Source organism: Streptomyces sp. NPDC102279 (assembly GCF_044766365.1).
GTDB lineage: Bacteria > Actinomycetota > Actinomycetes > Streptomycetales > Streptomycetaceae > Streptomyces.
Genome location: NZ_JBIWLU010000009.1, coordinates 93,102 through 115,424, shown reverse-complemented (window position 1 = coordinate 115,424; position 22,323 = coordinate 93,102). Strand labels below are relative to the sequence as shown.

The 22,323-nt window shown below is 73.5% G+C and carries 17 protein-coding genes, 1 other RNA gene and 2 pseudogenes; 10 read left to right on the top strand and 10 right to left on the bottom strand.

The features are described from left to right. Window positions 1-851 (top strand): bifunctional RNase H/acid phosphatase (locus ACIRQH_RS23830; protein ID WP_404226953.1); only part of this gene is annotated, 851 nt, incomplete at its 5' end. Between the two features lie 51 nt (window positions 852-902). Here ACIRQH_RS23830 and ACIRQH_RS23825 read toward each other — a convergent pair. Continuing rightward, window positions 903-1,709, bottom strand: coding sequence for a helix-turn-helix transcriptional regulator (locus tag ACIRQH_RS23825; RefSeq protein ID WP_358815296.1), 807 nt, complete (start codon window positions 1,707-1,709; stop codon window positions 903-905). Window positions 1,710-1,874: 165 nt separating this feature from the next. Between ACIRQH_RS23825 and ACIRQH_RS23820 the strand changes: the two genes are divergently transcribed. Beyond that, window positions 1,875-2,891 carry an NAD(P)-dependent alcohol dehydrogenase gene (locus ACIRQH_RS23820; protein WP_388929873.1) on the top strand — a complete coding sequence of 339 codons (1,017 nt, stop codon included), beginning with the start codon at window positions 1,875-1,877 and terminating at the stop codon, window positions 2,889-2,891. Here ACIRQH_RS23820 and eda read toward each other — a convergent pair. Both eda and yaaA read right to left on the bottom strand, forming a co-directional pair. Next, entirely contained in the window at window positions 2,843-3,562 is a 720-nt protein-coding gene (eda, locus tag ACIRQH_RS23815; RefSeq protein WP_358815294.1) for a bifunctional 4-hydroxy-2-oxoglutarate aldolase/2-dehydro-3-deoxy-phosphogluconate aldolase, read from the bottom strand. The genes ACIRQH_RS23820 and eda overlap by 49 nt on opposite strands. A 72-nt stretch (window positions 3,563-3,634) precedes the next feature. Next, a complete protein-coding gene (gene yaaA, locus ACIRQH_RS23810; RefSeq protein ID WP_358815293.1) occupies window positions 3,635-4,435 on the bottom strand; it encodes a peroxide stress protein YaaA in 801 nt (266 codons plus the stop codon). Window positions 4,436-4,571: 136 nt separating this feature from the next. Here yaaA and ACIRQH_RS23805 point away from each other — a divergent pair, with 136 nt between their 5' ends. The 4 genes and pseudogenes from ACIRQH_RS23805 (at window position 4,572) to rnpB (ending at window position 8,379) form a co-directional block, all read left to right on the top strand. Next, window positions 4,572-6,005 (top strand): RNB domain-containing ribonuclease, encoded by a 1,434-nt coding sequence (locus ACIRQH_RS23805; protein WP_404226952.1) that lies wholly within the window; start codon window positions 4,572-4,574, stop codon window positions 6,003-6,005. A gap of 145 nt (window positions 6,006-6,150) precedes the next feature. Then, window positions 6,151-7,005 carry an AraC family transcriptional regulator gene (locus tag ACIRQH_RS23800; protein ID WP_388929871.1) on the top strand — a complete coding sequence of 285 codons (855 nt, stop codon included), beginning with the start codon at window positions 6,151-6,153 and terminating at the stop codon, window positions 7,003-7,005. A gap of 75 nt (window positions 7,006-7,080) precedes the next feature. Beyond that, window positions 7,081-7,860 (top strand): annotated as a pseudogene (locus tag ACIRQH_RS23795) (DMT family transporter); the annotation flags it as partial. Between the two features lie 118 nt (window positions 7,861-7,978). Then, window positions 7,979-8,379: RNase P RNA component class A (rnpB, locus tag ACIRQH_RS23790), an RNA gene on the top strand. Between the two features lie 116 nt (window positions 8,380-8,495). Here rnpB and ACIRQH_RS23785 read toward each other — a convergent pair. Continuing rightward, entirely contained in the window at window positions 8,496-11,552 is a 3,057-nt protein-coding gene (locus tag ACIRQH_RS23785; protein WP_404226951.1) for an AAA family ATPase, read from the bottom strand. 157 nt (window positions 11,553-11,709) lie between these two features. Here ACIRQH_RS23785 and ACIRQH_RS23780 point away from each other — a divergent pair, with 157 nt between their 5' ends. After that, a complete protein-coding gene (locus ACIRQH_RS23780; RefSeq protein ID WP_388929869.1) occupies window positions 11,710-12,420 on the top strand; it encodes a response regulator transcription factor in 711 nt (236 codons plus the stop codon). 372 nt (window positions 12,421-12,792) lie between these two features. Here the strand turns inward: ACIRQH_RS23780 and ACIRQH_RS23775 are convergent, their stop codons facing one another. The 3 genes from ACIRQH_RS23775 to ACIRQH_RS23765 all read right to left on the bottom strand — a co-directional run bounded on the left by ACIRQH_RS23775 (window position 12,793) and on the right by ACIRQH_RS23765 (window position 15,484). Next, complete coding sequence (locus tag ACIRQH_RS23775; RefSeq protein ID WP_388865144.1) at window positions 12,793-14,115, bottom strand: hypothetical protein; 1,323 nt, start codon at window positions 14,113-14,115, stop codon at window positions 12,793-12,795. A 317-nt stretch (window positions 14,116-14,432) separates the two neighbouring features. Beyond that, complete coding sequence (locus tag ACIRQH_RS23770; RefSeq protein ID WP_388929999.1) at window positions 14,433-14,849, bottom strand: MazG-like family protein; 417 nt, start codon at window positions 14,847-14,849, stop codon at window positions 14,433-14,435. A gap of 89 nt (window positions 14,850-14,938) precedes the next feature. After that, complete coding sequence (locus tag ACIRQH_RS23765) at window positions 14,939-15,484, bottom strand: DoxX family membrane protein (protein WP_358815349.1); 546 nt, start codon at window positions 15,482-15,484, stop codon at window positions 14,939-14,941. A gap of 132 nt (window positions 15,485-15,616) precedes the next feature. Here ACIRQH_RS23765 and ACIRQH_RS23760 point away from each other — a divergent pair, with 132 nt between their 5' ends. Both ACIRQH_RS23760 and ACIRQH_RS23755 read left to right on the top strand, forming a co-directional pair. Then, the gene (locus tag ACIRQH_RS23760; protein ID WP_358815289.1) at window positions 15,617-15,943 is read left to right on the top strand and encodes a nuclear transport factor 2 family protein; all 327 of its coding nucleotides are present in this window, start codon (window positions 15,617-15,619) and stop codon (window positions 15,941-15,943) included. Between the two features lie 85 nt (window positions 15,944-16,028). After that, the gene (locus ACIRQH_RS23755) at window positions 16,029-17,021 is read left to right on the top strand and encodes an aldo/keto reductase (protein ID WP_388864914.1); all 993 of its coding nucleotides are present in this window, start codon (window positions 16,029-16,031) and stop codon (window positions 17,019-17,021) included. Window positions 17,022-17,256: 235 nt separating this feature from the next. On the opposite strand, the pseudogene ACIRQH_RS23750 reads toward ACIRQH_RS23755, so the two are convergent. Together ACIRQH_RS23750 and ACIRQH_RS23745 are read right to left on the bottom strand one after the other, a co-directional pair. Further along, window positions 17,257-17,940 (bottom strand): annotated as a pseudogene (locus tag ACIRQH_RS23750) (ABC transporter ATP-binding protein); the annotation flags it as partial. A gap of 88 nt (window positions 17,941-18,028) precedes the next feature. Then, a complete protein-coding gene (locus ACIRQH_RS23745) occupies window positions 18,029-19,495 on the bottom strand; it encodes an ABC transporter permease (protein ID WP_404226950.1) in 1,467 nt (488 codons plus the stop codon). 390 nt (window positions 19,496-19,885) lie between these two features. Between ACIRQH_RS23745 and ACIRQH_RS23740 the strand changes: the two genes are divergently transcribed. Further along, window positions 19,886-21,079: a D-alanyl-D-alanine carboxypeptidase family protein gene (locus ACIRQH_RS23740; protein WP_388864918.1), complete on the top strand. Its 1,194-nt coding sequence runs from the start codon at window positions 19,886-19,888 to the stop codon at window positions 21,077-21,079. Between the two features lie 415 nt (window positions 21,080-21,494). Here ACIRQH_RS23740 and ACIRQH_RS23735 read toward each other — a convergent pair whose 3' ends face one another. Further along, window positions 21,495-22,271: an SDR family oxidoreductase gene (locus ACIRQH_RS23735; RefSeq protein ID WP_358815285.1), complete on the bottom strand. Its 777-nt coding sequence runs from the start codon at window positions 22,269-22,271 to the stop codon at window positions 21,495-21,497. Window positions 22,272-22,323 lie beyond the last annotated feature (52 nt).

The following is a 22,323-nucleotide window of genomic DNA, read 5'->3' as shown; positions in this document are numbered from 1 at the left end:
AGGGCCCCACCTCGTCACCCGGTGGCGAACCCGCGGGCACGGGGGTGTCGGTTCAGGGGCGCGGGGACCCGCGCGACGAGCCACAGCCGAGTGGCAGCCGGACGACGGCCGAGGGCCCCACCTCGTCACCCGGTGGCGAAGCCGCGAAGGTGACGGACGACAGGCGGGCCGCGCGCAACGTGGCGGGCCCCGCCCCGACCGTCGGGTGGGGCGCCGCCCCCGACATGGGCGCCCCGGCCACCTTCGTCCTCCTGCGCCACGGCGAGACCCCCCTGACCCCGCAGAAGCGGTTCTCGGGCAGCGGCGGCAGCGACCCCTCCCTCTCCGACGTGGGCCGGCAGCAGGCGGAGCGGGCCGCCACGGCGCTGGCCGCGCGCGGCACCGTCCAGGCCGTCGTGGCCTCCCCGCTGGCCCGCACCCGCGAGACCGCGGCCGTCGTCGCCGCCCGCCTCGGCCTCGACGTGGTCGTCGAGGACGGCCTGCGCGAGACGGACTTCGGCGCCTGGGAGGGGCTGACCTTCGGCGAGGTCCGCGAACGGTACCCGGACGACCTGAACGCCTGGCTCGGCTCCCCGGACGTCGAACCGACCGGCGGCGGCGAGAGCTTCACCGCGACCGCCCACCGCATGGCGGACACCCGAGACAGGCTGACCGCCGCCCACGCGGGCCGTACGGTCCTGCTCGTCACGCACGTCACCCCGATCAAGACCCTGGTACGGCTGGCCCTCGGCGCCCCGCCGGAGTCCCTGTTCCGGATGGAACTGTCGGCGGCGTCCCTCTCCGCGGTGGCCTACTACGCGGACGGCAACGCGAGCGTCCGGCTGTTCAACGACACCTCGCACCTGCGCTGATCCCCCGTCGGCGACGACCGCACCGGCGTCGCGGGGACGGACCCGGAGGGCTCAGCCCCGCCGGGCTGCGCGGCTCCTGAGGATCTCGGCGCTCTCCCGGTCCGCGGGGAGGAACGCCTCCAGATGGAGTTCGGCGAGCGTCACGTCCACCGCCGTCGCGAACGACGTCAGCGTGGTGAGCAGCCTCAACTCGCCCTCCTCGCACCGCAGTCGCAACGGCACCGCGAATCCGAGGTGGTCTGCGCCGGGCGTGCCGGGCGGCACGTACCGCGCCAACTCCTCGGCCAGCTCGTCGAGCCGGGGATCGGGACTGCGTGCGGAGCGGGCCCGCAGGTTCTCGACGATGTGCTGCCCCCACGCGTCCAGGTTGACCACCCGGGACGCCATACCGCGTGGATGCAGGGCCAGCCGCAGGACGTTCACCGGCGGTGCCAGCAGGTCGGGCGCGACCCCCTCGGCCAGCACGTCGAACGCCGCGTTCGCCGCGACCAGTTCACCGCGCGGCCCCGCCACCACCGCCGGATACGGCAGATGCCCGTCGAGAATGCTGTCCAGCGCCTCCCGTACGGGTTTCAGGATCTCCGCGTCGAGCGGCGACTCGGCGAACGCGGGCGCGTAACCGGCGGCCAGCAGCAGCGCGTTGCGCTCGCGCAGGGTGAGGTCCAGTGATTCGGCGAGCCTGATCACGATCTCCCGGCCGGGCACCGACCGCCCCCGCTCGATGAAACTGACGTACCGCTGCGTCGTCCCGGCCCGTGAGGCCAGCTCCAGCTGACTCACCCGGCGCACCGTGCGCCAGCGCAGCAACTCCCGTGCGAAAGGTGGCGGTTCGGCGGACAGTGAGGTACCGGTCGTCATGGCGTCAGTTGTACGGCAGAGGGCCGGGAGCCGGCGTCAGGATCCGCCTCCCGGGAGTCAGCCGGTGACCACCCCGTCCCGTCATACCCGGCCGGGAATTGAGCGGCGACCCCGCCCCGAACAGCATGGACGCATCCACACCGGACTCCACGCAGGGAGCGGAACATGCGCGCCTACCACCTCGAAACCCCCGGCACCGTCGACGGCATCGTCGCGCGTGAGCAGGCCCGGCCCGAACCGGGACCCCGCGACATCCTGGTCAGGATCCGCGCCGCCTCCCTCAACAAGCGCGACCTGCTGATCCTGAACGGGACCTACCCGCTGAAGGCCGTACCGGACGTGATCCCGGTGAGCGACGGGGCGGGGGAGGTCGTCGCCGTGGGGGCGGAGGTGACCCGGTTCGCGGTGGGGGACCGGGTGGTGGGCACGTACTTCCCGAACTGGCTGGACGGACGGATCACCCCGGACCGGTTCGACCAGCCCGGCGCCACCCTCGACGGCATGCTCACCGAGTACGCCCGCCTCGACGAGGAAGCCGCGGTGCGCGTCCCGGACCATCTGACCTGGGAGGAGGCGGCCTGTCTGCCCTGCGCCGGGGTGACCGCCTGGCACTGCCTGACGGGCGGCGAGCCGCTCGCTCCCGGCCGCACCGTCCTCACTCTGGGCACCGGAGCGCTGTCCCTGTTCGTCGTGCGGTTCGCCAAGATGCTGGGCGCCGAGGTCGTCGCGACGACGTCGAGCGCGGAGAAGGCCGACCGGCTCAAGGCGCTGGGCGCGGACCATGTCGTGAACTACGCCGAGAATCCCGAATGGGGGCTGGAAGTGCGGGAGCTGACCGGCGGCCGTGGCGCCGACCTCGTCGTCGAGACCAACGGCCCCGAGACCATCGAGCAGTCGGTGCGGGCCGCCGCCCTGTACGCCGAGATCGTCCTCCTCATCACCGGCGGTCCGGGCAGGTCCGGCATCGAGATCTCCAACGCCGCGTACGCGGGGAGCCTGGCCACGATCCGCCGGGTGTTCGTCGGCAGCCGCGCCCACTTCGAGTCGATGAACCGGGCGCTGCGACTGCACGGCGCGCGACCGGTCGTGGACCGCGTCTTCGGCTTCGGCGAGGTGCGGGAGGCGTACCGCTACTACGCGAGCGGCGCGGCCTTCGGCAAGGTGGTCGTCCGGGTGGCCTGAGCGGACCGGTCCCCCTGGCCGGGGTCCTGGCCGCGCAGCGCCGACGCCTCCCGGGCCAGCCGCTCCACCCGCTGCCAGTCCCGCGCGGCGATCGCGTCCGACGGGAGCATCCAACTGCCGCCCACACAGCCCACGTTCGGGAGGGCGAGGTAGTCCGGCGCGGTGTCGAGGCCGATGCCTCCGGTCGGGCAGAACCGGGCCTGCGGAAGCGGCCCCGCCAGTGACCTCAGGTACGCCGTACCGCCCGCGGCCTGCGCGGGGAAGAACTTCATCTCGCGTACCCCGCGCTCCAGCAGCGCCACCACCTCCGACGTGGTCGACACCCCCGGCAGGAACGGCACCCCGGACGACGTCATCGCGTCGAGCAGGACATCCGTCCAGCCCGGGCTGACCAGGAAGCGGGCGCCCGCCGCGACGGACTGCGCCACGTGTTCCGGCGTCAGCACGGTGCCCGCGCCGACCACCGCGTCCGGGACCTGTGCCGCGATGGCGCGGATCGCGTCGAGCGCGGCCGGGGTCCGCAGCGTCACCTCGATCGCGGGCAGCCCGCCGGCGACCAGCGCCCGCGCCAGGGGAACGGCGTCGGCGGCGTCCGCGACCACGACGACAGGGACGACGGGCGCGAGATCCAGGACGGAGGCATGCGGAAACGGGGGCAGCGGCGAAGTCATGCCCACATCCTGCCCGGGGTGTGCATCATGCGCAAAGGTCGTTGCGCATGATGCAACGAGAGAGGGCGGCCCTCAGTGGATCTCCGTCACCACCACGTCGAGAGCCCAGGGCCGGCCCGCCCGGCCGGGCTCCTGCGCCTCGACCGTGTACCCGAGATCCCGCAGCGCCTCGACCAGCTCGGCGGGGTTCTTCGGCGCCGCACCCGTGCCGAGCAGGCTCCGGACGATCTTCCCCTTGGTCGCCTTGTTGAAGTGGCTCACGACGGACCGCTTCTCGACGCCGTCCACCATCTGCGCGTGCAGCACCCGTACCGTCGCCGTCCGCTCCGCGACCGCGCCCTTGGGCTTCCACGCCGCCGTGTAGGCCGAGGACCGCAGATCCAGGACGAGACCGTCACCCGCCGCCTCGGGGAGCGCGCTCGCCATCGGCGTACGCCAGTGCGCGCCCAGCGCTCCGAGGCCGGGCAGCTTCACCCCCATCGAGCAGCGGTACGAGGGGATCCGGTCCGTCACCCGCACCGCGCCCCACAGCCCGGAGAACACGAGCAGTGAACGGCCCGCGCGCCGCTTGGCCGCGGTGTCCAGCGAGGCCAGGTCCAGGGAGTCGTACAGGACGCCGGTGTAGATCTCCCCGGCCGGACGCGCGCCCGCGGTCCGCAGCTCGATGTTCTTCGCGATCTCCCCGCGCAGCCCCTCGCTCAGACCGAGCACCTCACGCGCCTTCTCCTCGTCGGCGGCGCACAGCTCGACCAGCTCGTCGACAACCGCCTGGCGTGCCTCCGTGAGACCGGGCAGGGACAGCGACTCCAGCTTGAGCGGGGTTCCCCGGCCGGAGGAGGCCTTGCCTTCGGAGGGGGGCAGCAGCACGAGCACGGTTGGATCTCCTCACGGTGGAAACGGCCCGTCGCCAGCCTAAGGGGTGTGCCGGGGCCGTCCGGACGGCCCGAGCGCGCCCGGCCGGCGCCCCGCTCGGGGTGCTCATCCGGGACCCCCGGCCTAGGCTCGACGCATGCCTCGCCGTCGCGTCCGTGTCACCGGTGCACCGGAGGCTCCACTGCGAGCCGCCCTCAGCGCGTTGCGGACGGAACTCGGCGTGCCCGAGACCTTCCCCGCCGAGGCGCTCGCGGAGGCCGCACAGCCGCCCCGGCTGCCCTCGTACGACGCGACGGACATCCCGCTGTTCACCATCGACCCGCCGGCGTCCGAGGACCTCGACCAGGCGATGCACCTGTCGCGCCGCGACAAGGGCGGCTACCGCGTCCGGTACGCCATCGCCGACGTGGCCGCCTTCGTGACCCCCGGCGGAGCCCTGGACGCCGAGGCCCACCGCCGCGTGATGACCCTCTACTTCCCCGACGAGAAGATCCCCGTCCACCCGCCCGGGCTCTCCGAGGGCACCGCCAGTCTCCTTCCGGACCAGACCTGCCCCGCCGTCCTGTGGACGATCGACCTGGACGCCGACGGCCGCACGGAGGTGACCGACGTCCGCCGCGCCCTGGTCCGCAGCCGCGCCAAGCTCGACTACGCGCACGTCCAGCGGCAGATCGACGCGGGGACGGCGGAGGAACCCCTCGCGCTCCTCAAGGACGTCGGCACGCTCCGCGAGGCCCTGGAGGTCGAGCGCGGGGGCATCTCGCTGAACGTGCCCGAGCAGGAGATCGTCGAGAAGGACGGGACGTACGAACTCGCCTACCGCGCCCCGCTGCCCGCCGACGGCTGGAACGCCCAGATCTCCCTGCTCACCGGCATGGCCGCGGCGGACCTGATGCTCGCCCACGGCACGGGAGTGCTGCGCACCCTGCCCGCCGCGCCCGACGGCGCCGTCGGCCGGCTGCGCCGCACCGCAAGGGCCCTGCGCATCGACTGGCCGCACCACGTCTCGTACGCGCAGCTCATCCGCTCCCTCGACCCGCACAAGCCGCACCACGCGGCCTTCCTCCAGGAGTGCACGACCCTGCTGCGCGGCGCCGGGTACACCGTCTTCCGGGACGGCGCCCTCCCCGACGTCACCGCGCACGCCGCCGTCGCCGCGCCGTACACGCACTGCACGGCCCCGCTGCGCCGGCTCGTCGACCGCTACGCCGCCGAGATCTGCCTCGCGGCCGTCGCCGGACAGGCGTCGCCCGAGTGGGCCCTCGCGGCGCTGGACGCCCTTCCCAAGGAGATGGCGGACGGTGGCCGACGCGCGGGGACCGTCGAGCGCGAGTGCGTCGACATCGTGGAGGCCGCCCTGCTCAAGGACCGGGTCGGCGAACTCTTCGAGGGCTGCGTGGTGGACGTCCAGGAACACGAACCCACCGTCGGAACCGTCCAGTTGGAGTCCCCGGCGGTCTTCGCCCGGATCACCGGCGGCTCCTCCCGGCTTCCCCTGGGCGAACGACTCCGGGTCCGCCTCACCCAGGCGGACCCGGGCACGACGAAGGTCGAGTTCGCCCCGGCCTGACCGCTACGGAGCGGGAAGAGCCCCGCGCCCCGGGCCCGTCGCCGTACCGAGGACCGCCGCCCGGCATGGAATCGGCACCCGCCCGCGTTGTCCCCCCAGCGGCACCGGCACACGGCGCCGGGCGGACACGGGGGAGTACGGGACGGTGACGGACAACGCCGGGGCGGTGCAGCCCCCGACCCGCCGGGAGGAGGCCCGCTGGACCCGGGCCACCCTCGGGCGGCACGGACAGCCGCTCGACCTGCTGACCGCCCGCTTCGACCGGCACCGCTACGCGCCGCACGCCCACGACGAGTTCACCATCGGCGTCTGCGTCGGCGGCTCCGAGATCATCGACTACCGCGGCGGCCACATCCGCGCCGTCCCCGGATCCATCGTCGTCCTCGCGCCCGGCGAGATCCACACCGGCGGCCCGGCCGCCTGCGACGGCTACGCCTACCGCGCCCTGTACGCGCAGCCGTCGCTCCTCACCGAGGCCGTCCTCGGCCCGCCGCCGCACTTCCGCGAACCCCTCCTCGACGACCCCGGGCTCGCCGCCGCACTGCGCTCCGCGCACACCGAACTGAGCGTCTGCCCCGACCCGTTGGAGGCCGAGTCACGCTTCCCGTGGCTGCTCGCGGCGCTCGTCCGACGCCACTCCACGAGCCGTCCGCAGCGCGACGAGATCCCGGGCGCGACGGGCGTCGCCGCCGTCGTACGGGACCGCCTGGCCGGCGAGCTCCAGGCCCCACCCTCCCTCGCGGTCCTCGCGACCGACCTGGGCCTGTCCCGCTACCAGCTCCTGCGCGCCTTCCGTACGGCCGAGGGGATACCCCCGTACGCCTGGCTCGCCCAGCACCGCGTGCAGCGCGCCCGCCGGCTCCTGGAGTCGGGGCTGCGCCCCGCCGAGGTGGCGGGCCTCGTCGGCTTCGCGGACCAGGCGCACCTGACGCGCTGGTTCCGCCGGGTGCTGGGGGTGACCCCGGCGGCGTACCGCACGAGCGTCCTCTCCGGGCGATAGGGCGCCGCGCCTGTCCGTGACGGCGGCGCAACAGCGTTCAAGACAGGCCACCGCCGGCCGTCCGAGACTGCGCCCATGACTGCGCGTGGCTGGTTCCTGTTCTCCCTGATGGGAGTGGTCTGGGGCATCCCCTACCTGATGATCAAAGTGGCGGTGGACGAGGTGTCCCCGTCGGTGGTGGTGTTCACGCGCTGTGCGATCGGCGCCGCGCTGCTGCTGCCCTTCGCGATCCGCCAGGGCGGCCTGACCCGGACGGTACGGACCCACTGGCGCCCGATGCTGGCCTTCGCGGGCATCGAGATCATCGTCCCGTGGTGGACGCTGACCGACGCCGAACGCCACCTGTCCAGTTCCACCGCAGGGCTGCTGATCGCCGGGGTGCCCATCGTTGGGGTGGCCGCGGCCCGCCTCCTCGGCGACGCGGAGCGCCTCGGCGGCCGCCGCGTCATCGGCCTCGCCCTCGGCCTGTCCGGCGTCGCGGTCCTCACGGCCCCGCACCTGACCGGCGGCGACACCCGGTCCCTCGTGGAGGTGCTGCTGACGGTCGTCGGCTACGCGACGGCGCCGGTGATCGCGGCCCGCCGCCTCAAGGACGTGCCCTCGCTCCACCTGACGGCCCCGTGCCTGGCACTGGCGGCCCTGGTCTACGCCCCCGCGGCGGTGGTGACCCGGCCGGACAGCGTTCCGTCCGGGCAGGCACTGGCCGCACTCGCCGGCCTCGGCGTCATCTGCACGGCGATCGCCTTCGTGGCCTTCCTGGAGCTGATCAGGGAGGCGGGCCCGACCCGGGCGACGGTGATCACGTACGTCAATCCGGCGGTGGCCGTGGCGGCGGGCGCGCTGTTCCTGGACGAGTCGCTCACCACGGCCGTGGTGGTCTCCTTCACCCTCATCCTGGCGGGCTCGGTCCTCGCGACGGCGGCCGCCGGTCCGCGCCGCCCCGTCCGGCCGGTACCATGGTCGACACGGCAGACGAGCCGGGCGGGCGGCCGCGTGGAGGTCCTTGTGGACCTTCCCGAGGAACGTCCGGGCTCCACAGGGCAGGGTGGTGGCTAACGGCCACCCGGGGTGACCCGCGGGACAGTGCCACAGAAAACAGACCGCCGAGAACTCCGGTTCCCGGTAAGGGTGAAACGGTGGTGTAAGAGACCACCAGCGCCTGAGGTGACTCAGGCGGCTAGGTAAACCCCACCCGGAGCAAGGTCAAGAGGGAGCACCTCGGTGCTCCTGCGCGGACGTTCGAGGGCTGCTCGCCCGAGTCCGCGGGTAGACCGCACGAGGCCGGCGGCAACGCCGGCCCTAGATGGATGGCCGTCGCCCCGACGTCCGCGAGGACCCGGGGCACAGAACCCGGCGTACAGCCCGACTCGTCTGCCCCTCTCCACGACCGGCCGAGCGCAGGTCGGCCCTGCGTCGGCCGCGCCGAGGAGCCATCCCCTGCGAACGTCCGCACACCCGGCGGCTCACGGGTGCGAGGCGACTCCCGTCGATCATCCAGCCCCTTGTGCGCGATGCACCAGAAACCCCGCTGCGTCGTGGTCGTGGTGGCCGGCGCCGTCGCAGTGAGGGGCCTTGCCCGCGCACACCCCCCGCCCCAGCGCCCCCGCCAGCTCTCCCCGCCCCCGAATCCCCAACTTGCGGAACGCACTGGTCAGGTGGGTTTCCACGGTGCGGCGGGCCAGGTGGAGGAGGGTGGAGATCTCCGGGTTGGTGTGGCCGTTGGCGGCCAGGGTGGCTATGCGGCGTTCGCTCGGGGTGAGGGCGTCCGTGCCGGTGCGGGGGGCCGCCGCGCGGCGGGCGCCGGCCTCGCGCAGGGCCTGTTGGGCCTGGGTGTGCAGGCGGACCGCGCCGAGGCGCTCCGCGCGTTCGGCCGCCTCGCGCAGCGGCTCGCGGGCGCGCGTCCGCTCCCCGGCCGCGGTCAACTGGCGGCCCTGGGCGATCAGCGCGGCCGGCAGTTCCGTACCGGCGGGTGCCTCGCGGAGCAGGCGTACGGCGCGGTCCGCCAGGTCCAGACCCTGTCTGCCGCCGGTCGCCGTGCCGAGGCTGCTCAGTGAACGGCCTACCAGGCGGGGCGTGTTCCAGACGGTGGCCAGGCGCAGCTCCTCCCGTGCCAGCGCGAGGGCCTCCTCCGGGCGGCCCAGGGCCACCCGGCACTCCGCCGCCGCCGTGCGCCAGGGCGTCACCACGGGACTGAGCACCTCCCGCGCCGACTGGCGCCGCCCGCACTCCAGGAAGTCGTCCAGCGCCCCTCCAGGATCACCGTCGGCCGCGCGCAGGACCCCGCGTGCGTAGAGGAAGCGGTTCGCCTCCCAGGTGCCGGGGGCGTCCCGCAGTTCGAAGTCGTCCGCGAGGGTGGTGGCCGTCTCCGTGCGGCCCCGCTCCACCAGGGCGAGGACGGCGAGCGCGTCCTGGTTGCCCGGGGCGCGGCCGACAGGTCCGGCGGGGCGGGGAGCAGGGGTGACGTCCTCGTGGGCGCCGCGGGCCGCCGCGATGTCCGCCCGTACGTTCAGCAGGGCCGCGTGCATCGGATGCAGGAGCGAGGCACTCTGGCCCGCCAGGCCCCGCTCCACCAGCCGTTCCGCCTCGTCCAGTTCGTCGGCCCACTGGGTGACGGCGGCCGCCGTGCCCAGGAGGAACGGCTCGCCGAGCGGGTCCGACGGTTCCTCCAGGAGGGCGCGGACGCGTCGGACGGCGGTCCGCGCCGACGTCAGGCCCGCCGTCGCCTCGTACCGCACGAGCAGCGCCCGGCCCGCCGTGCCGACCAGGTGGGGGGAGTGGTCCGCGGTCTCGCGCAGCCGGCGGTACATCTCCCGCCGTACGTCCGGGTCCTGGTCCGACAGCAGTGTCGAGGCCGTCCGGACGGTACGGACCAGGCCGGGGTGGTCGCGCAACTGCTCGTCCAGGGACCGCAGTACGACGATCGCGGCCCGCGTCTCGCCCTGCCCGGTCAACGCCGTGCCGAACGCCACCGCCGCCCGCACCCGGTCACGTGGCGTGCCCGGCAGTCGTACGGCCTCGGCGAGCCGGGACATGCCCGCGGCGGGGCGCACGGTCACGAACTCCAGCGAACCCAGCTCGGTGAGGACCGAGGACCGGCGTTCGGGCGTCAGCGGTTCCTCCAGGGCGCGCCGCAGGAAGGCCGGTGCGTCACCGGCCCGGCCCGCGCGGACCGCGGCCGACGCCGCGTCCAGCAGCACGCCGACCGCCCACGGAGCACCGATCGCGGGCGCCCGCAGAACGTGCCCCGCCACCGCCTCCGCCGGATCGCCGCGTCGCAGCATCGTCTCCGCCGCCGCCCGGTGGGCCGCCTGGCGCCGGGCACCAGGCCAGCCGCTCGACACGGCGTCCCGCAGGAGGGGGTGGGCGTAGTCGGGGTGGCCGCCGTCGGGGGAGGGGCGCAGCATGCCGAGGCGGGTCGTCGACGTCAGCCAGCCGGGGACCCGCGCGGGGTCGGCGCCCGCCATCCCGGCCAGCAACTCCGCGTCGGCGTACGGCGCGTGGCCGGTGGGATCCGCGGTGGCGAGCGCGAGCGAACGGGCCACGTCGGTGGTCGCCGGGCCCGCGCAGTCCAGCCACCACGACACGGCGGCCGGATACGCGCCGGGGTACAGGGCGGCACAGGTCGCCGGGACGGGAGCGGGGGTCCGCCCGCCGGGCACCGCGCGCAGGTCGTCCAGGAGCGCGTGCAGCAGCAGCGGGCTGCCCGCGCAGGCCCGTACGCAGTCGTCCACCCAGGCGTCCGGAAGGGCGTCGTCGAAGGCCGAACGGACCAGCTCCGCCGCCGAGTCGGCGCTCAGCGGAGCCAGGGTGTGGGTGCGGACGAGGTCGGGCGAGAGCGCGTGGGCGAGGCCGGGGCCGGCCGGGTCGACGTCGTACTGCGCGCGCTCGGTCACCACCAGCAGCACCGGCAGGCGGTCGATCCGCCGTGCGGCGTCGGCGAGCCATTGCCGGGACTGCTCGTCGGCGCGGTGGACGTCGTCCACGGCCACCAGCAGCGGCGCGTCGCCCGCGTGAGCGAGCAGCAGACGCCACAGCCGGGCGCCCGCACGGCCATCGTCATGGACACGGTCATCGTCATGGGTATGGGTATGGGTATAGGTATGGGAGTGGGAGCGGGCATGAGCGTGGGAGCGGGCACAGGCATGGGAGTGGACAGGGGAGGGCGCTGTCGCTCCGGCTCCCACCCCGACCCGGGCCCCTGCTCCGACGTCGGCTCCGGCGCCCTCTTCGACTCCGACCCCGGCGATGGCTTCCCCGGCCCCCGGCCCGCGCTCGCTCCGCTGCCACAGTGCGTCCTGGTCCAGGGACAGCAGTTGGAGCACGGCGGCGAAGGGCGCGTTCGTGTCCGGGGAGCAGCGGGCCCGCAGGACCCGCATCCCGTGCGTCTCCCCGTGACCGGCGGCGGCTTCGAGGAGGGCCGTGCGGCCGGTGCCGGTGGCGCCCGACAGCAGCAGCAGCCGGCCGGTGCCGCTCCGGGCCCGCGCGGCCTCGGCGGCCACCAGCTCCAGCGCGTCCCCGCGTTCGTGAAGCGGTCCGCGTACGGACATCCCGGCCTCCCGCCGTCGTGGATCCGCTGACGCCGATCTCGTGGTGCCTCTCGTGGTCCTCCACGATTGTGCGGACCTCTCCTGGCACAGGAGTGTGATTTCAGCCCTCTGTCACCGACCCCACAACGACGAGGGCACGTTGACTCGGGAGAAGCGGTTGCACAGTTCAGCCCGGACGACAGGCATCGACGCGTCCCCGGAATCGGCATCCGAACCGGGCACCGACACCGGCCCCGTGGGCGCGGTGCACCGCATCCCGGTCGTGGTCCACACCTCGGACCCCATCTCCCGGGCCGGAGCGCTGAGTCAGCTGCGCGGCAACCCGGTGATCGACCTGCGGGACGAGACGGAGGCCGGCCCCGACACCGTGGCGGTGCTGATCAGCGAGACGCCCGACGCCACCACCCTCGCGCGGCTGCGCCGACTGGTCCGCGCCGAGGGCGCCCGCGCCGTGCTGGTGGTGAACTCCGTCCGGGAGGCCGAACTCCTCGACGTCATCGCCTGCGGCGCCGGAGCGGTCGTCTGGCGCCACGAGGCCACCGCACAGCGCCTGTCGCAGGCCGTGCTCGCCGCCGCGCGCGGTGACGGGGACCTGCCGGCCGACCTGCTCGGGCGGCTGCTGAGCCAGGTGGGCACGATGCAGCGCTCGGCGTCCGGCCACTCCGGTGCGCCCGTGTCGGGGCTGACGCCGCGGGAGATCGACGTGCTGCGCCTGGTGGCGGAGGGGCTCGACACCGCGGAGATCGCGAGCAAGCTCTCCTACTCGGAGCGCACCGTCAAGAACGTCATGCACGGGCTGACCACCCGGCTGCGTCTGCGCAACCGGGCGCACGCCGTGGCCCATGCCCTGCGGGAGGGCTACATCTGACCGGTGGGGCAGGCGCGGCTGTCCGATCGGGCAGCGGCCTCTCTCCCGGGCGGCCGATCGGGCACCGGGACGCGCCCGCCGATCCGTCCGGACACCCGTGTCCGACGCGAGCGCCCTCGCGCCGCCCGCCGACCGGCGCGGCGGAGCCCGTTCCCCGTCCCACCTCGGAGAACGGCTGATTTCCGCCCCCCGGCACGAGCCAGGGAAACGAGACGGACCCGTGACCCGGAGTGCGGGTCACGGGTCCGTGCGGACGTGGGCTCAGGTCCCTGCCGGGCGCGGGGGGGGGGGGGGGGGGGAGGGCCCTGCGGCACCACGCCGCTGCCCGCGTGGCCCCTCGGTCCCGGACCGCGAACCGGCGGCCGCGGCAGATCAGTTGGTGACGGTGAACCAGGTCGCCCGGGACTTCTGCCATTCCGGGTGGTCGAGGTCCTTGGCCTCGGTGCCGTCGCCGTACAGGTCGGCCGAGCCGTCGTCGGTGATCAGCTGGGCGCGGGCGCCGGACACGCCGAGGTCGGGGACGTCCACGATCGCCTCCCAGCCGCCGGGGTCCGAGGTCGGCAGGTCGAGGCGCTTCACCGGGGCGTGTGCCGCGTTGCCGTCCCAGGAGTAGAGCGCGTACGGGTCGGAGTTGTCGTCCGCGGCCCAGGAACCGGCGACGATCAGATACTGGTTCGACGCGTTCTTACGGATGTCCCGGATCGCCAGACCGCCGAGGTCGAGCTCGATCGGTGTGCCGAAGACCGCCTTCGAACCGCTGCTCAGCACCTTGTCGAAGTTGGTGACCGGCACGATGAGCGCCTTGCCGCCGGGCACCGCGGGAGCGAGCGGCGCACGGAAGCCGAGGTAGGCGGTGGTCGTCGAGCCCGGCGCGAACTCCAGGCCCTCCACGTTGAACCCGTCGATCTGCTTGGGTGTCTGGCCGTCCTCGGTGCCGTCCGCGAAGCCGTAGCGGTCGCCGTTCGCCTCGTCCCAGGCGACGAGATCGTCCCGCAGCTTCTTGTACGAACGGCCGTAGGTGAGGGCGGTGGAGGCGCCCGAGCCGGTCACCGTCGTGGTGAAGACGGTGTTGCGGTCGGCCTTGTACTCGCCGTCCTTGTTGTTGCCGAGCGAGCCCGTCCAGTAGATCGTGTCGCCGACGCGCGTGGCGCCCTCGATGTCGATCTCCTTGGACACGCCAGCCTTGGAGCCGAAGTCCCAGGTCTTGACGGGCGCGCCCGACGCCGAACGGTCGTACAGGCGCAGCGTGTTGGACTCGTCGTCCGCGACGACCGCGTAGCCGCCGCCGACGTCGACGGCCGCCGAGGCGTCGCTGGAGCCGGTGAAGTACCGCGTGTCCGTGGGACGTTGCACGGAGGCCGAGGCGGCGTAGTGCAGCGTCTTGGTGACCTTCTTGCCGTCGACCCCGGTGACCTGCACGGTGAGGTCCGTGTAGCCCTCGCCGCGCGCGGCGACCGCGACCTTGCGGGTGGCGCCCGTCCCGGTGACCGTGGCGTCGGCGGTGGTCGCCACCGCGGTCTTGCTGCTCTTGGTGACCGTGACGGCGAGCGCGCCGGCGTCGGCCCCGCTCTGCGCGACGGTCACGTTCACGGTCGGATCGCCGGTCGCGCCCACCGCGCCCGACAGATACGTGGCCGACAGGGAGAGGCTCGGCGTGCCGTAACTCGCCGCGTGCGCCTGGCTTCCCAGCCCCATGGCCGTGAGCGTCAGCACGCCGCCGATCACGGCGGTCGTCCGGCGGCCTCTGGGGAAAACGTTGTCCTGCACGGGGGCCCTTTCGTCGACGCGATGTCGACGAGAAGGCTGTGCCGCGTCCGCCAACTCCCGGCGGCGCGGCACTGTCCGACAGGTGAACAGATGCGGTCACCGTGGGCATGGACGAAGAAACTCTCCGGAGGCGGTCGCCAAGTCCCGTACCCGGTCGGAGGGGTGGAGACGTGGCGGGCGGAGCACACGCTGGACAGCGGGGAGGGGCGAGGGGAGCGCGATGAGTGCCGGGTCGCGGAGCGGGGTCAGGGGCCCGCGGCGGACGCGGGGGGCCCGGCAGCCGGGTCGGCGCGAGGGGGCGGGTCCGGGCGCAGTGAGCGGTCCGTGACGGACGTGAGGTGGGCCGCGAAGACCTCGCGCGCGTCGGGCGCGAGCTCCCGCAGCGCCACCATCGCCGTGATCACGACGTCGCACAGCTCCGAGCGGACGTCGTCCCAGGTGTGGCTCACACCCTTGCGCGGGTTCTGGCCCGTCGCTCCGATCACCGCCCGGGCGACCTCGCCGACCTCCTCCGACAGCTTCAGTACCCGCAGCAGCAGGCCCTCCCGGCCGCCGTGCGCCCGGTTGGCGTCGAGCCAGCCGTGCAGCCGGTCGATCGCCTCCCACGGGTCCGCCCCGGCGGGGGCGCCCGCCCGGTGGGCCGGGTCCGCCGGGCCGGTCATGGTGCCGGCGGTGCCCGCCGGGCCGGTCGTGTCGTCCAGGTCCTGGTCAGCCATGGGAGCAGCCTCCCCCGGGGCGGGCGGGCCGACTCCTACTCCTCGAACAGGGCTTCCTGCTCACCCTGCTGCGCCTTGCGGAGCCGGCTGTTGCGGGTGCCGATGACGACCGCGGTGACCGCGGCCGTGACGCCGAGCGCGGTCGGCACCATCCAGCCGCGGTTCACGGCGTGGCCCAGCGCGTGGTCGAGGGACAGCCGCCCGGGGCCCGTCACCGCGAGGCCCGCCGCGGCCAGGCCGAGCGACGCCGCGTACTCGTAGCCGCCGCCCTGCGCGAAGAACCCGTTCGGCGCGTGGACCGCCGCCGCGCCGGCCATCGCACCGGCCGCCGCGGCACCGGCCGCGGGGGTGGCGAGACCGAGGGCGAGCAGGGTGCCGCCGCCCGCCTCGGCGAGGCCCGCCGCCGTCGCGCTGGCCTTTCCGGGGGAGTAGCCCATGGCCTCCATGGCAGCCCCGGTTCCCTCGATGCCGCCGCCGCCGAACCAGCCGAACAGCTTCTGCGCTCCGTGCGCGGCCAGTGCGCCGCCCGTGCTCAGACGGAGCAGCAGCAGTCCCAGATCACGCCGGTCGAAACAGGTCACGGTGACTCCCAGTGCAGACAACGGCAACGGTTCCCTCCCGGGTCTCCACCGTCGCACCGATCACACGTGTCCGGTGTTCCCGCGCGGCCGTTCGGGTGGCGGCCTCCGGGGGCGGGTGTGAGTCTGCTTGCCATGACGATTCAGGTAGCGAAACTCAGCGACCCGGCCGTCCGGGCCTTCGTCTCCGCCGTGAACGCGCACGACCGTGACGCGTTCCAGTCGGTCCTCGCGCCCGGCGCCACCATGTCCGACGACGGCTCCGACCGGGACGTCGCCGACTGGACCGACCGGGAGATCTTCTCCTCGCGTGGCCACATGGACGTCGACAACGAGTCCGGCGGCGGCCGCTCCCTCGTCGTGCGGTACCGCAACGACGCCTGGGGCGAGATGAAGACCAAGTGGACCTTCACCGTGGACGACGGCGGCCGGATCAGCCGCTTCGAGACCGGCCAGGCCTGAGCCCCGGGAAGACCGGCCGGGTCCGGGGGAACCCCGCCCCGGGGGCTTGTGTTCGCGTGCGCTCCAACTCCTAGCGTCCCCGGGCATGGAGAACTTCGGGAACAGGACACTGGGAAGCAGCGGTATCGAGGTGAGCGCCCTCGGCTTCGGCTGCTGGGCCATCGGCGGTGAGTGGGCGACCCCGGACGGGCAGCCGCTCGGCTGGGGCGCGGTCGACGACGAGGAGTCCGTACGGGCCGTCCGCCGCGCCCTGGACCTCGGCGTGACCTTCTTCGACACGGCGGACGCGTACGGCGCGGGGCACAGCGAACGGGTACTGGCGCGGGCCCTCGGCAAGCGGCGGGCCGACGTGGTCCTCGCCACCAAGTGGGGCAACGTCGTCGACGAGGACCGCCGCCTCCTCACCGGCGCCGACGACTCCCCGGCGTACGCCAGGCGAGCCCTCACCGCCTCGCTCCGCCGCCTGGACACCGACTGGATCGACCTCTACCAGCTGCACCTCTCCGACGCCGGCCCCGAGCAGGCCGCCGAACTCCGCGACACCTGCGAGGAGTTCGTGAGGGAGGGGCTGATCCGCGCCTACGCGTGGAGCACCGACGATCCCGGGCGCGCGGCCGTCTTCGCCGAGGGGGAGCACTGCGCGGCCGTGCAGCACCGGCTGAACGTCCTGCAGGACGCGCCCGAACTCGTCGCGCTCTGCGAGGAGTCGGGGCTCGCGAGCATCAACCGGAGTCCGCTGGCGATGGGGTTGCTGACCGGCCGGCACACGCCGGGCCGGGCCCTCGCGGCGGGCGACATCCGCAGCGCGCCGCCCGCCTGGCTGCCCGGTTTCACCGGTGAGGGCGGCGCCGACCCGCAGTGGCTCGCCCGCGTGGACGCCCTCAAGGAGATCCTGACCGGTGGCGGGCGCACCCTCGTCCAGGGCGCCCTGGGCTGGCTGTGGGCCCGGAGCCCCCGGACCGTGCCGATCCCGGGCTTCCGCTCGGTCGCCCAGGCCGAGGAGAACGCGGGCGCGATCGCCGAAGGGCCGCTCACCGCCGCGCAGATGGCCGAGGTCGACCAGGTGCTCGGACGGTGAACGGCCGCTAGGACACCCACGGGAGAGTGCGGGCGCCGAAGGCTCAGTCGCCCTGCGCGAACCCGAACTGCCGGGTTGTGCAGGGCTCGGGGACGGTGTCCTACGGCGCGTACGGCCCCGGGGCGGCGTCCTGGGCCGCGTACGACTGCGGGACGGCGGACCGGGAGTCGTACGGCTGCTGCGCCGACTGCGGTGTGGTGTGCGCCTGTTGGGCGGGCTGCCACGGGTCGGCGCGGTGTGCGCCGCCCTGCTCGGTCAGGGTGATCCGGCCGGCCCGGATGGTGGCGAGGCGCGGCGCGCGTCGGGCGATGGACGAGTCGTGGGTGACGATGACGAACGTCAGCCCGTACTCGTGCCACAGCCCTTCCAGCAGACCCATGATGTCGTCGCGGGTGCCCTCGTCGAGGTTGCCGGTGGGTTCGTCGGCGAGGAGCACCTTCGGCTTCTTGACCAGCGCGCGGGCGATGGCGACGCGCTGCTGCTGGCCGCCGGACAGCTCGGACGGGACGTGCGCCAGCCGCTCGCCGAGTCCGACCGAGCGGAGCGCCTCCGCTGCCCGGTCGCGCCGTTCGGCGGGCTTCACGCCGAGCGGGACGAGGGCGGTCTCGACGTTCTCCTGAGCGGTCAGCGTCGGGATGAGGTTGAACGACTGGAAGATGATGCCGATCTTCTCGGCGCGCAGCCGGGTCAGCTTGGCCTCGCTGATGGAGGCGAGGTCGACGCCGTCCAGCTCGACGCTGCCGGAGCTCGGACGGTCGAGGCCGCCGATCATCTGGAGCAGCGTCGACTTGCCGCCGCCGGTCGGGCCCTGGATGACGAGCTGGTCGCCGTCCTCGATGGCCAGGTCGACGCCGCGCAGCGCGTCGACGGTGTCCTTGCCCCGCGTGTAGCGCTTGGTGACGCCGGTGAGCTTGTACATGAGGTTCTCCGAGGGTGAGGGGTGGGGCGCCGCGGCCCGGGGGAGTGGACGCGGCGCCCCTGCTCTTGGGGTGTGGCCCGGGGGCCGGTCAGGAGACGCTGCGCAAGGCGTCGGCCGGGCGCATCCGGGAGGCGCGCCAGCCGCCCATGGCGCCGGCGATCAGACCGCCCGCGATGGCGAGGCCCGCGGCCAGCGCGATCGTGGTGACCGAGACCGGCGCCGAGAGCGCGATGTCGACGGTGTTCTTGGCCGCGGAGGCGGCCTGCCGGCCGGGACCGCCGCCGCCGGGGCCGCCGCCCATGCCGCTCCCGCCGGTGGAGCCGAGTTCCGCCGTCAGCTTCGGGCTGATCGCGGTGACGACGGCGGCCGCGCCGAGGCCGAGGGCGATACCGAGGGCGCCGCCGAGCAGTCCGTTCACCATGGACTCGCCGACGACCTGCCGGGTCACTCTGCGGGAGGGCCAGCCGAGCGCCTTCAGGGTGCCGAACTCGCGCACCCGGCGGGAGACGGCGGACGAGGTGAGCAGCGCCGCCACCAGGAACGCGGCGACGAGGACGGCGATCGACAGCCATTTGCCGACGCTGGTCGCGAGGTTCGAGGCCGTCGACAGTGAGCCGGAGACGGTGTCGGCGAGGTCCGCGGAAGTGGTGACCGTCGTGCCCGAGATGTTCTTCTGGATGGCCGTCTTGACCGTGTCGATCTGCTTCGAGTCGGTGGCCTTGACGTAGATCGTGGTGACCTTGTTCTTCGCGTCGCCGAGCGTCTGGGCCTGCTTCAGGGGCAGGTAGACATCGGTGGTCGACTCACTGGTGTCGGGCGTCGCTATCCCGATCACCGTGTACTTCTTGCCGGAGATCGTGACGGTCTTGCCGACCGTCTTCTTGTTCTCCTTGGCGTACGACTTGCTGAGCACCGCGACCTTCGCGTCGCTCTGCGCGGCCGTGAAGGTCTTGCCGGTGGTGATCTTCGAGGTGGCGAGCGGGCCGAGGTCCTGGTCGGTCACGTCGACGCCCGCAACGGAGTACGAGTTCACGTCGAAGGAGGCTCCGCCGCCCTGCACCTGCGGGGCGGCCGTGCCGCCGCTCTGGCCGCCGCCGGGTCCGCCCTGCTGTCCCGAGCCCGAGGTGGAGGACTTCGCCTTGCCCTGGGTGAAGGAGCCGTCGACCTTGGTGACGTTCAGGCTGAGGGCGCCGACCGCGCTCGCGACGCCCTTCTGCGCGGCGACCTGGGTGACGAGCGAGGACTTCAGGGACTGCCCGCCCTGGGTCATCACCCGGTCCGAGCTCTGGCTCTTGCTGCTGTCCGACTTGGCGTCGAAGTCGAATTTCGGCCGGCCCGAGGAATTCCCCGTCGGTGCCGCCTGGGCCTTGGTGACCGTCATGTCGGTGCCGAGTCCGTACAGCGACTTCAGGACCTTGTCCTGTGCCTGCTGCATACCGGCCGACACCGAGTTGACGGTGATGACCAGCGCGATTCCGAGCGCCAGACCCAGGGCGATCACCAGCGCCGCCTTCTTGCGCCGGCTCAGCTCACGCTTGAGATAGATGCCAAACATCCCGTTCCTCAAAGGTTCTTGGCGCCCGCTGTGGGCGCGGCCACACGCTATGGAGGAACCTTTGATCCGGGCTGAGTGCCAGATGTGTGCGAACTGAGAAATCCGGGCCTTGAATCATTTTTGCGTCAGACAGCCCATTGCTGAGCGGGGAAGGGGCTATTGACAGGAAGGACCTGTTGGATGGCGGACGGTCACGGCCGGCGGGCCCGCCGCCGCGCTTCCTCCGGTGGGACGGAGGACGGCGCGCGGGCGGACCCGCGCTTTCCCCGACCCGGCTGCCTCGTCTGCCTCGCCTTTCAACGGCGCCTTTGCCGCCCCTTGGGAATCGGCTTCCCTTCCCTTTGTCACCCCGCTGTCGGGGCCCGCGGAGCGGCTTTGTACGGTCCCGGGATGCGTGATTCTTCCGGGCTCTCCCGCCGTGCGGCTCTCGGCCTCGCCGCCGCCGTGCCGCTCGCCGCCGCGACGGCCACCACAGCCTCCGCCGCCACCACGATCGGCGGTGCGCGGCTGGGCCGCACCGGGGTACAGGCGAGCGGCGGTGCGGCGCTGCCCAAGCACCTCACGGCCCGCGCCTGGCTGATCGCGGACCACACGAGCGGCCAGGTCCTCGCCTCGTACCGTGCGCACCAGCGCCTCGCGCCCGCCTCCACCCTGAAGATGCTGTTCGCGGACACCGTGCTGGCGAAGTTCGACCGGACCGAGACGCACCGGGTGACCGACGTCGAGATCGCCGACGTCCCCGCGGGCTCCAGCCTGGTCGGGATCAAGCCCGGCATCACCTACACCGTCGAGCAGTTGTGGCAGGGCGTCTTCCTGCGCTCCGGCAACGACGCGGTGCACGTGCTCAGCCACATGAACGGCGGCGTCCCGGCGACGGTCGCCGAGATGCAGGCCAAGGCGAAGGACCTGCAGGCCCTGGACACGCACGTGGTCAGCCCGGACGGTTTCGACCACGCGGGCCAGCTGTCGTCCGCGTACGACCTGACGCTGTTCGCCCGGCACGGTCTCGCGAGCGCCGACTTCCGCGGCTACTGCGCGACCAAGACGGCCGACTTCCCGGCCGGCGGCAAGAAGACCTTCCAGATCCAGAACACCGACCGCCTGCTGACCGGCGCGTGGGGCGTGAAGACGTACGACGGCCTGATCGGGGTGAAGAACGGGTACACCAGCCACGCCGGCAACACCTTCACCGGTGCCGCCACCCGCGACGGACGGACCCTCCTCGTCACGGTGATGCACCCCAAGAGCGGCGGCAGCGGCGTCTACGAGGAGGCGGCCCGACTGCTCGACTGGGGCTTCCGCAACGGCGCGGACGCCGAACCGGTGGGCACGCTCGTCGCTCCGGTCAGCGAGGGCGGCGCGAGCGCGGCCCCCACGCACAGGGCGACGGCGAAGCCGGCGGCGGGCGCTCCGGCCGCCGCCGCGAAGAGTGACGGCCCGCCCTGGGGACTGGTCGGCGGGGCCGGGGGAGCGGTCGTGCTGCTCGCCGGCGGTGTGCTGGCGCTGCGCAACCGCCGTCGCGGCCCGGCGGAGGACCCGGCCGAGGCGTCCACCGAGGGACGCGGGCCTCGCCGCAAGCACTGACCGCGGGATGAGGGTCCGGGCGTTGCGCGTGCCCGGGCCACACAGCACGGCGCCGCACAGCCCTGACAGCTGTGCGGCGCCGGCTCTGACGGGGACAGCCGCTGCGCGATCCGGTGCTTTCCTCGCGCTTTCGCACGAGGCCCGCCCCCACCCGGACCGCGGAGCGACTGCCACCTCCCCCCTCGGTGCGGGCCGATGGCCCTACCGAAGTCTCTTCCTCCGAGTGTGAAGCTCTCGTGGAGGAGGTGTTGAGCATAAGCCCATCACCGGCCTCTATGGTCCGGAGAGTCAGCTTCCGTTTGTGCAAGTTGAGAATTTGACCAGATGCGGTGAACGGGCGCCCCGTTCCCCGCGTACCCATAGGGCCGGCCACCGCGAAGGCGGCAGCGAAGGTGACAGCGGATGCGGGCGCGGGTCAGCCGCGTCCGACGTAGGGCATCGCGGACGCCAGCACGGTCGCGAACTGCACGTTCGCCTCCAGCGGCAGCTCGGCCATGTGCCGCACCGTGCGGGCCACGTCGGCCACGTCCATCACCGGCTCCACCGCGAGTTCCCCGTTCGCCTGGAGCGTTCCGGTCCGCATCCGCTCCGTCATGTCGGTGGCCGCGTTGCCGATGTCGATCTGACCGCAGGCGATCCGGTACGGACGGCCGTCCAGGGACAGCGACTTGGTCAGGCCCGTCAGCGCGTGCTTGGTCGCCGTGTACGCGACCGACTGCGGCCGGGGCGTGTGCGCGGAGATCGAACCGTTGTTGATGATCCGGCCGCCCTGCGGGTCCTGCTCCTTCATCTGCCGGTACGCCGCCTGCGCGCACAGGAACGCGCCGTTCAGATTGGTGTCCACGACGTGCCGCCAGGCGTCGTAGGGCAGTTCCTCGACCGGCACCCCGCCCGGGCCGAACGTCCCGGCGTTGTTGAACAGCAGGTCCAGCCGCCCGAACCGGTCGCGTACGGCGGTGAACAGGGCGGCCACCTCGTCGGGGCGCGAGACGTCCGTGCGGACGGCGATCGAGGGGGCCTGCGGCACGAGGGCCGCGGTCTCCTCCAGGGTCCCGGTCCTGCGCCCGGCCAGCGCCACCGACCAGCCGGCGCGCAGCAGTTCGGCGGCCACGGCACGGCCGATGCCGGAGCCCGCTCCGGTCACCACCGCGGTCTTCGTCTCCGGGGGATTCAGGGGATTCATGGCGTTCATGGGCCCGCAGCGTACGGGAGGGGCAGGTGGCGGGGCCGACATCCGGAACTCA

Excerpts from the sequence above, each read along its gene's own strand:
- ACIRQH_RS23825 (WP_358815296.1), bottom strand. The coding sequence starts at position 1,709 with ATGACGACCGGTACCTCACTGTCCGCCGAACCGCCACCTTTCGCACGG.
- ACIRQH_RS23820 (WP_388929873.1), top strand. The coding sequence starts at position 1,875 with ATGCGCGCCTACCACCTCGAAACCCCCGGCACCGTCGACGGCATCGTC.
- eda (WP_358815294.1), bottom strand. The coding sequence starts at position 3,562 with ATGACTTCGCCGCTGCCCCCGTTTCCGCATGCCTCCGTCCTGGATCTC.
- ACIRQH_RS23805 (WP_404226952.1), top strand. The coding sequence starts at position 4,572 with ATGCCTCGCCGTCGCGTCCGTGTCACCGGTGCACCGGAGGCTCCACTG.
- ACIRQH_RS23785 (WP_404226951.1), bottom strand. The coding sequence starts at position 11,552 with ATGTCCGTACGCGGACCGCTTCACGAACGCGGGGACGCGCTGGAGCTG.
- ACIRQH_RS23775 (WP_388865144.1), bottom strand. The coding sequence starts at position 14,115 with ATGGGGCTGGGAAGCCAGGCGCACGCGGCGAGTTACGGCACGCCGAGC.
- ACIRQH_RS23770 (WP_388929999.1), bottom strand. The coding sequence starts at position 14,849 with ATGACCGGCCCGGCGGACCCGGCCCACCGGGCGGGCGCCCCCGCCGGG.
- ACIRQH_RS23760 (WP_358815289.1), top strand. The coding sequence starts at position 15,617 with ATGACGATTCAGGTAGCGAAACTCAGCGACCCGGCCGTCCGGGCCTTC.
- ACIRQH_RS23755 (WP_388864914.1), top strand. The coding sequence starts at position 16,029 with ATGGAGAACTTCGGGAACAGGACACTGGGAAGCAGCGGTATCGAGGTG.
- ACIRQH_RS23745 (WP_404226950.1), bottom strand. The coding sequence starts at position 19,495 with ATGTTTGGCATCTATCTCAAGCGTGAGCTGAGCCGGCGCAAGAAGGCG.
- ACIRQH_RS23740 (WP_388864918.1), top strand. The coding sequence starts at position 19,886 with ATGCGTGATTCTTCCGGGCTCTCCCGCCGTGCGGCTCTCGGCCTCGCC.
- ACIRQH_RS23735 (WP_358815285.1), bottom strand. The coding sequence starts at position 22,271 with ATGAACGCCATGAATCCCCTGAATCCCCCGGAGACGAAGACCGCGGTG.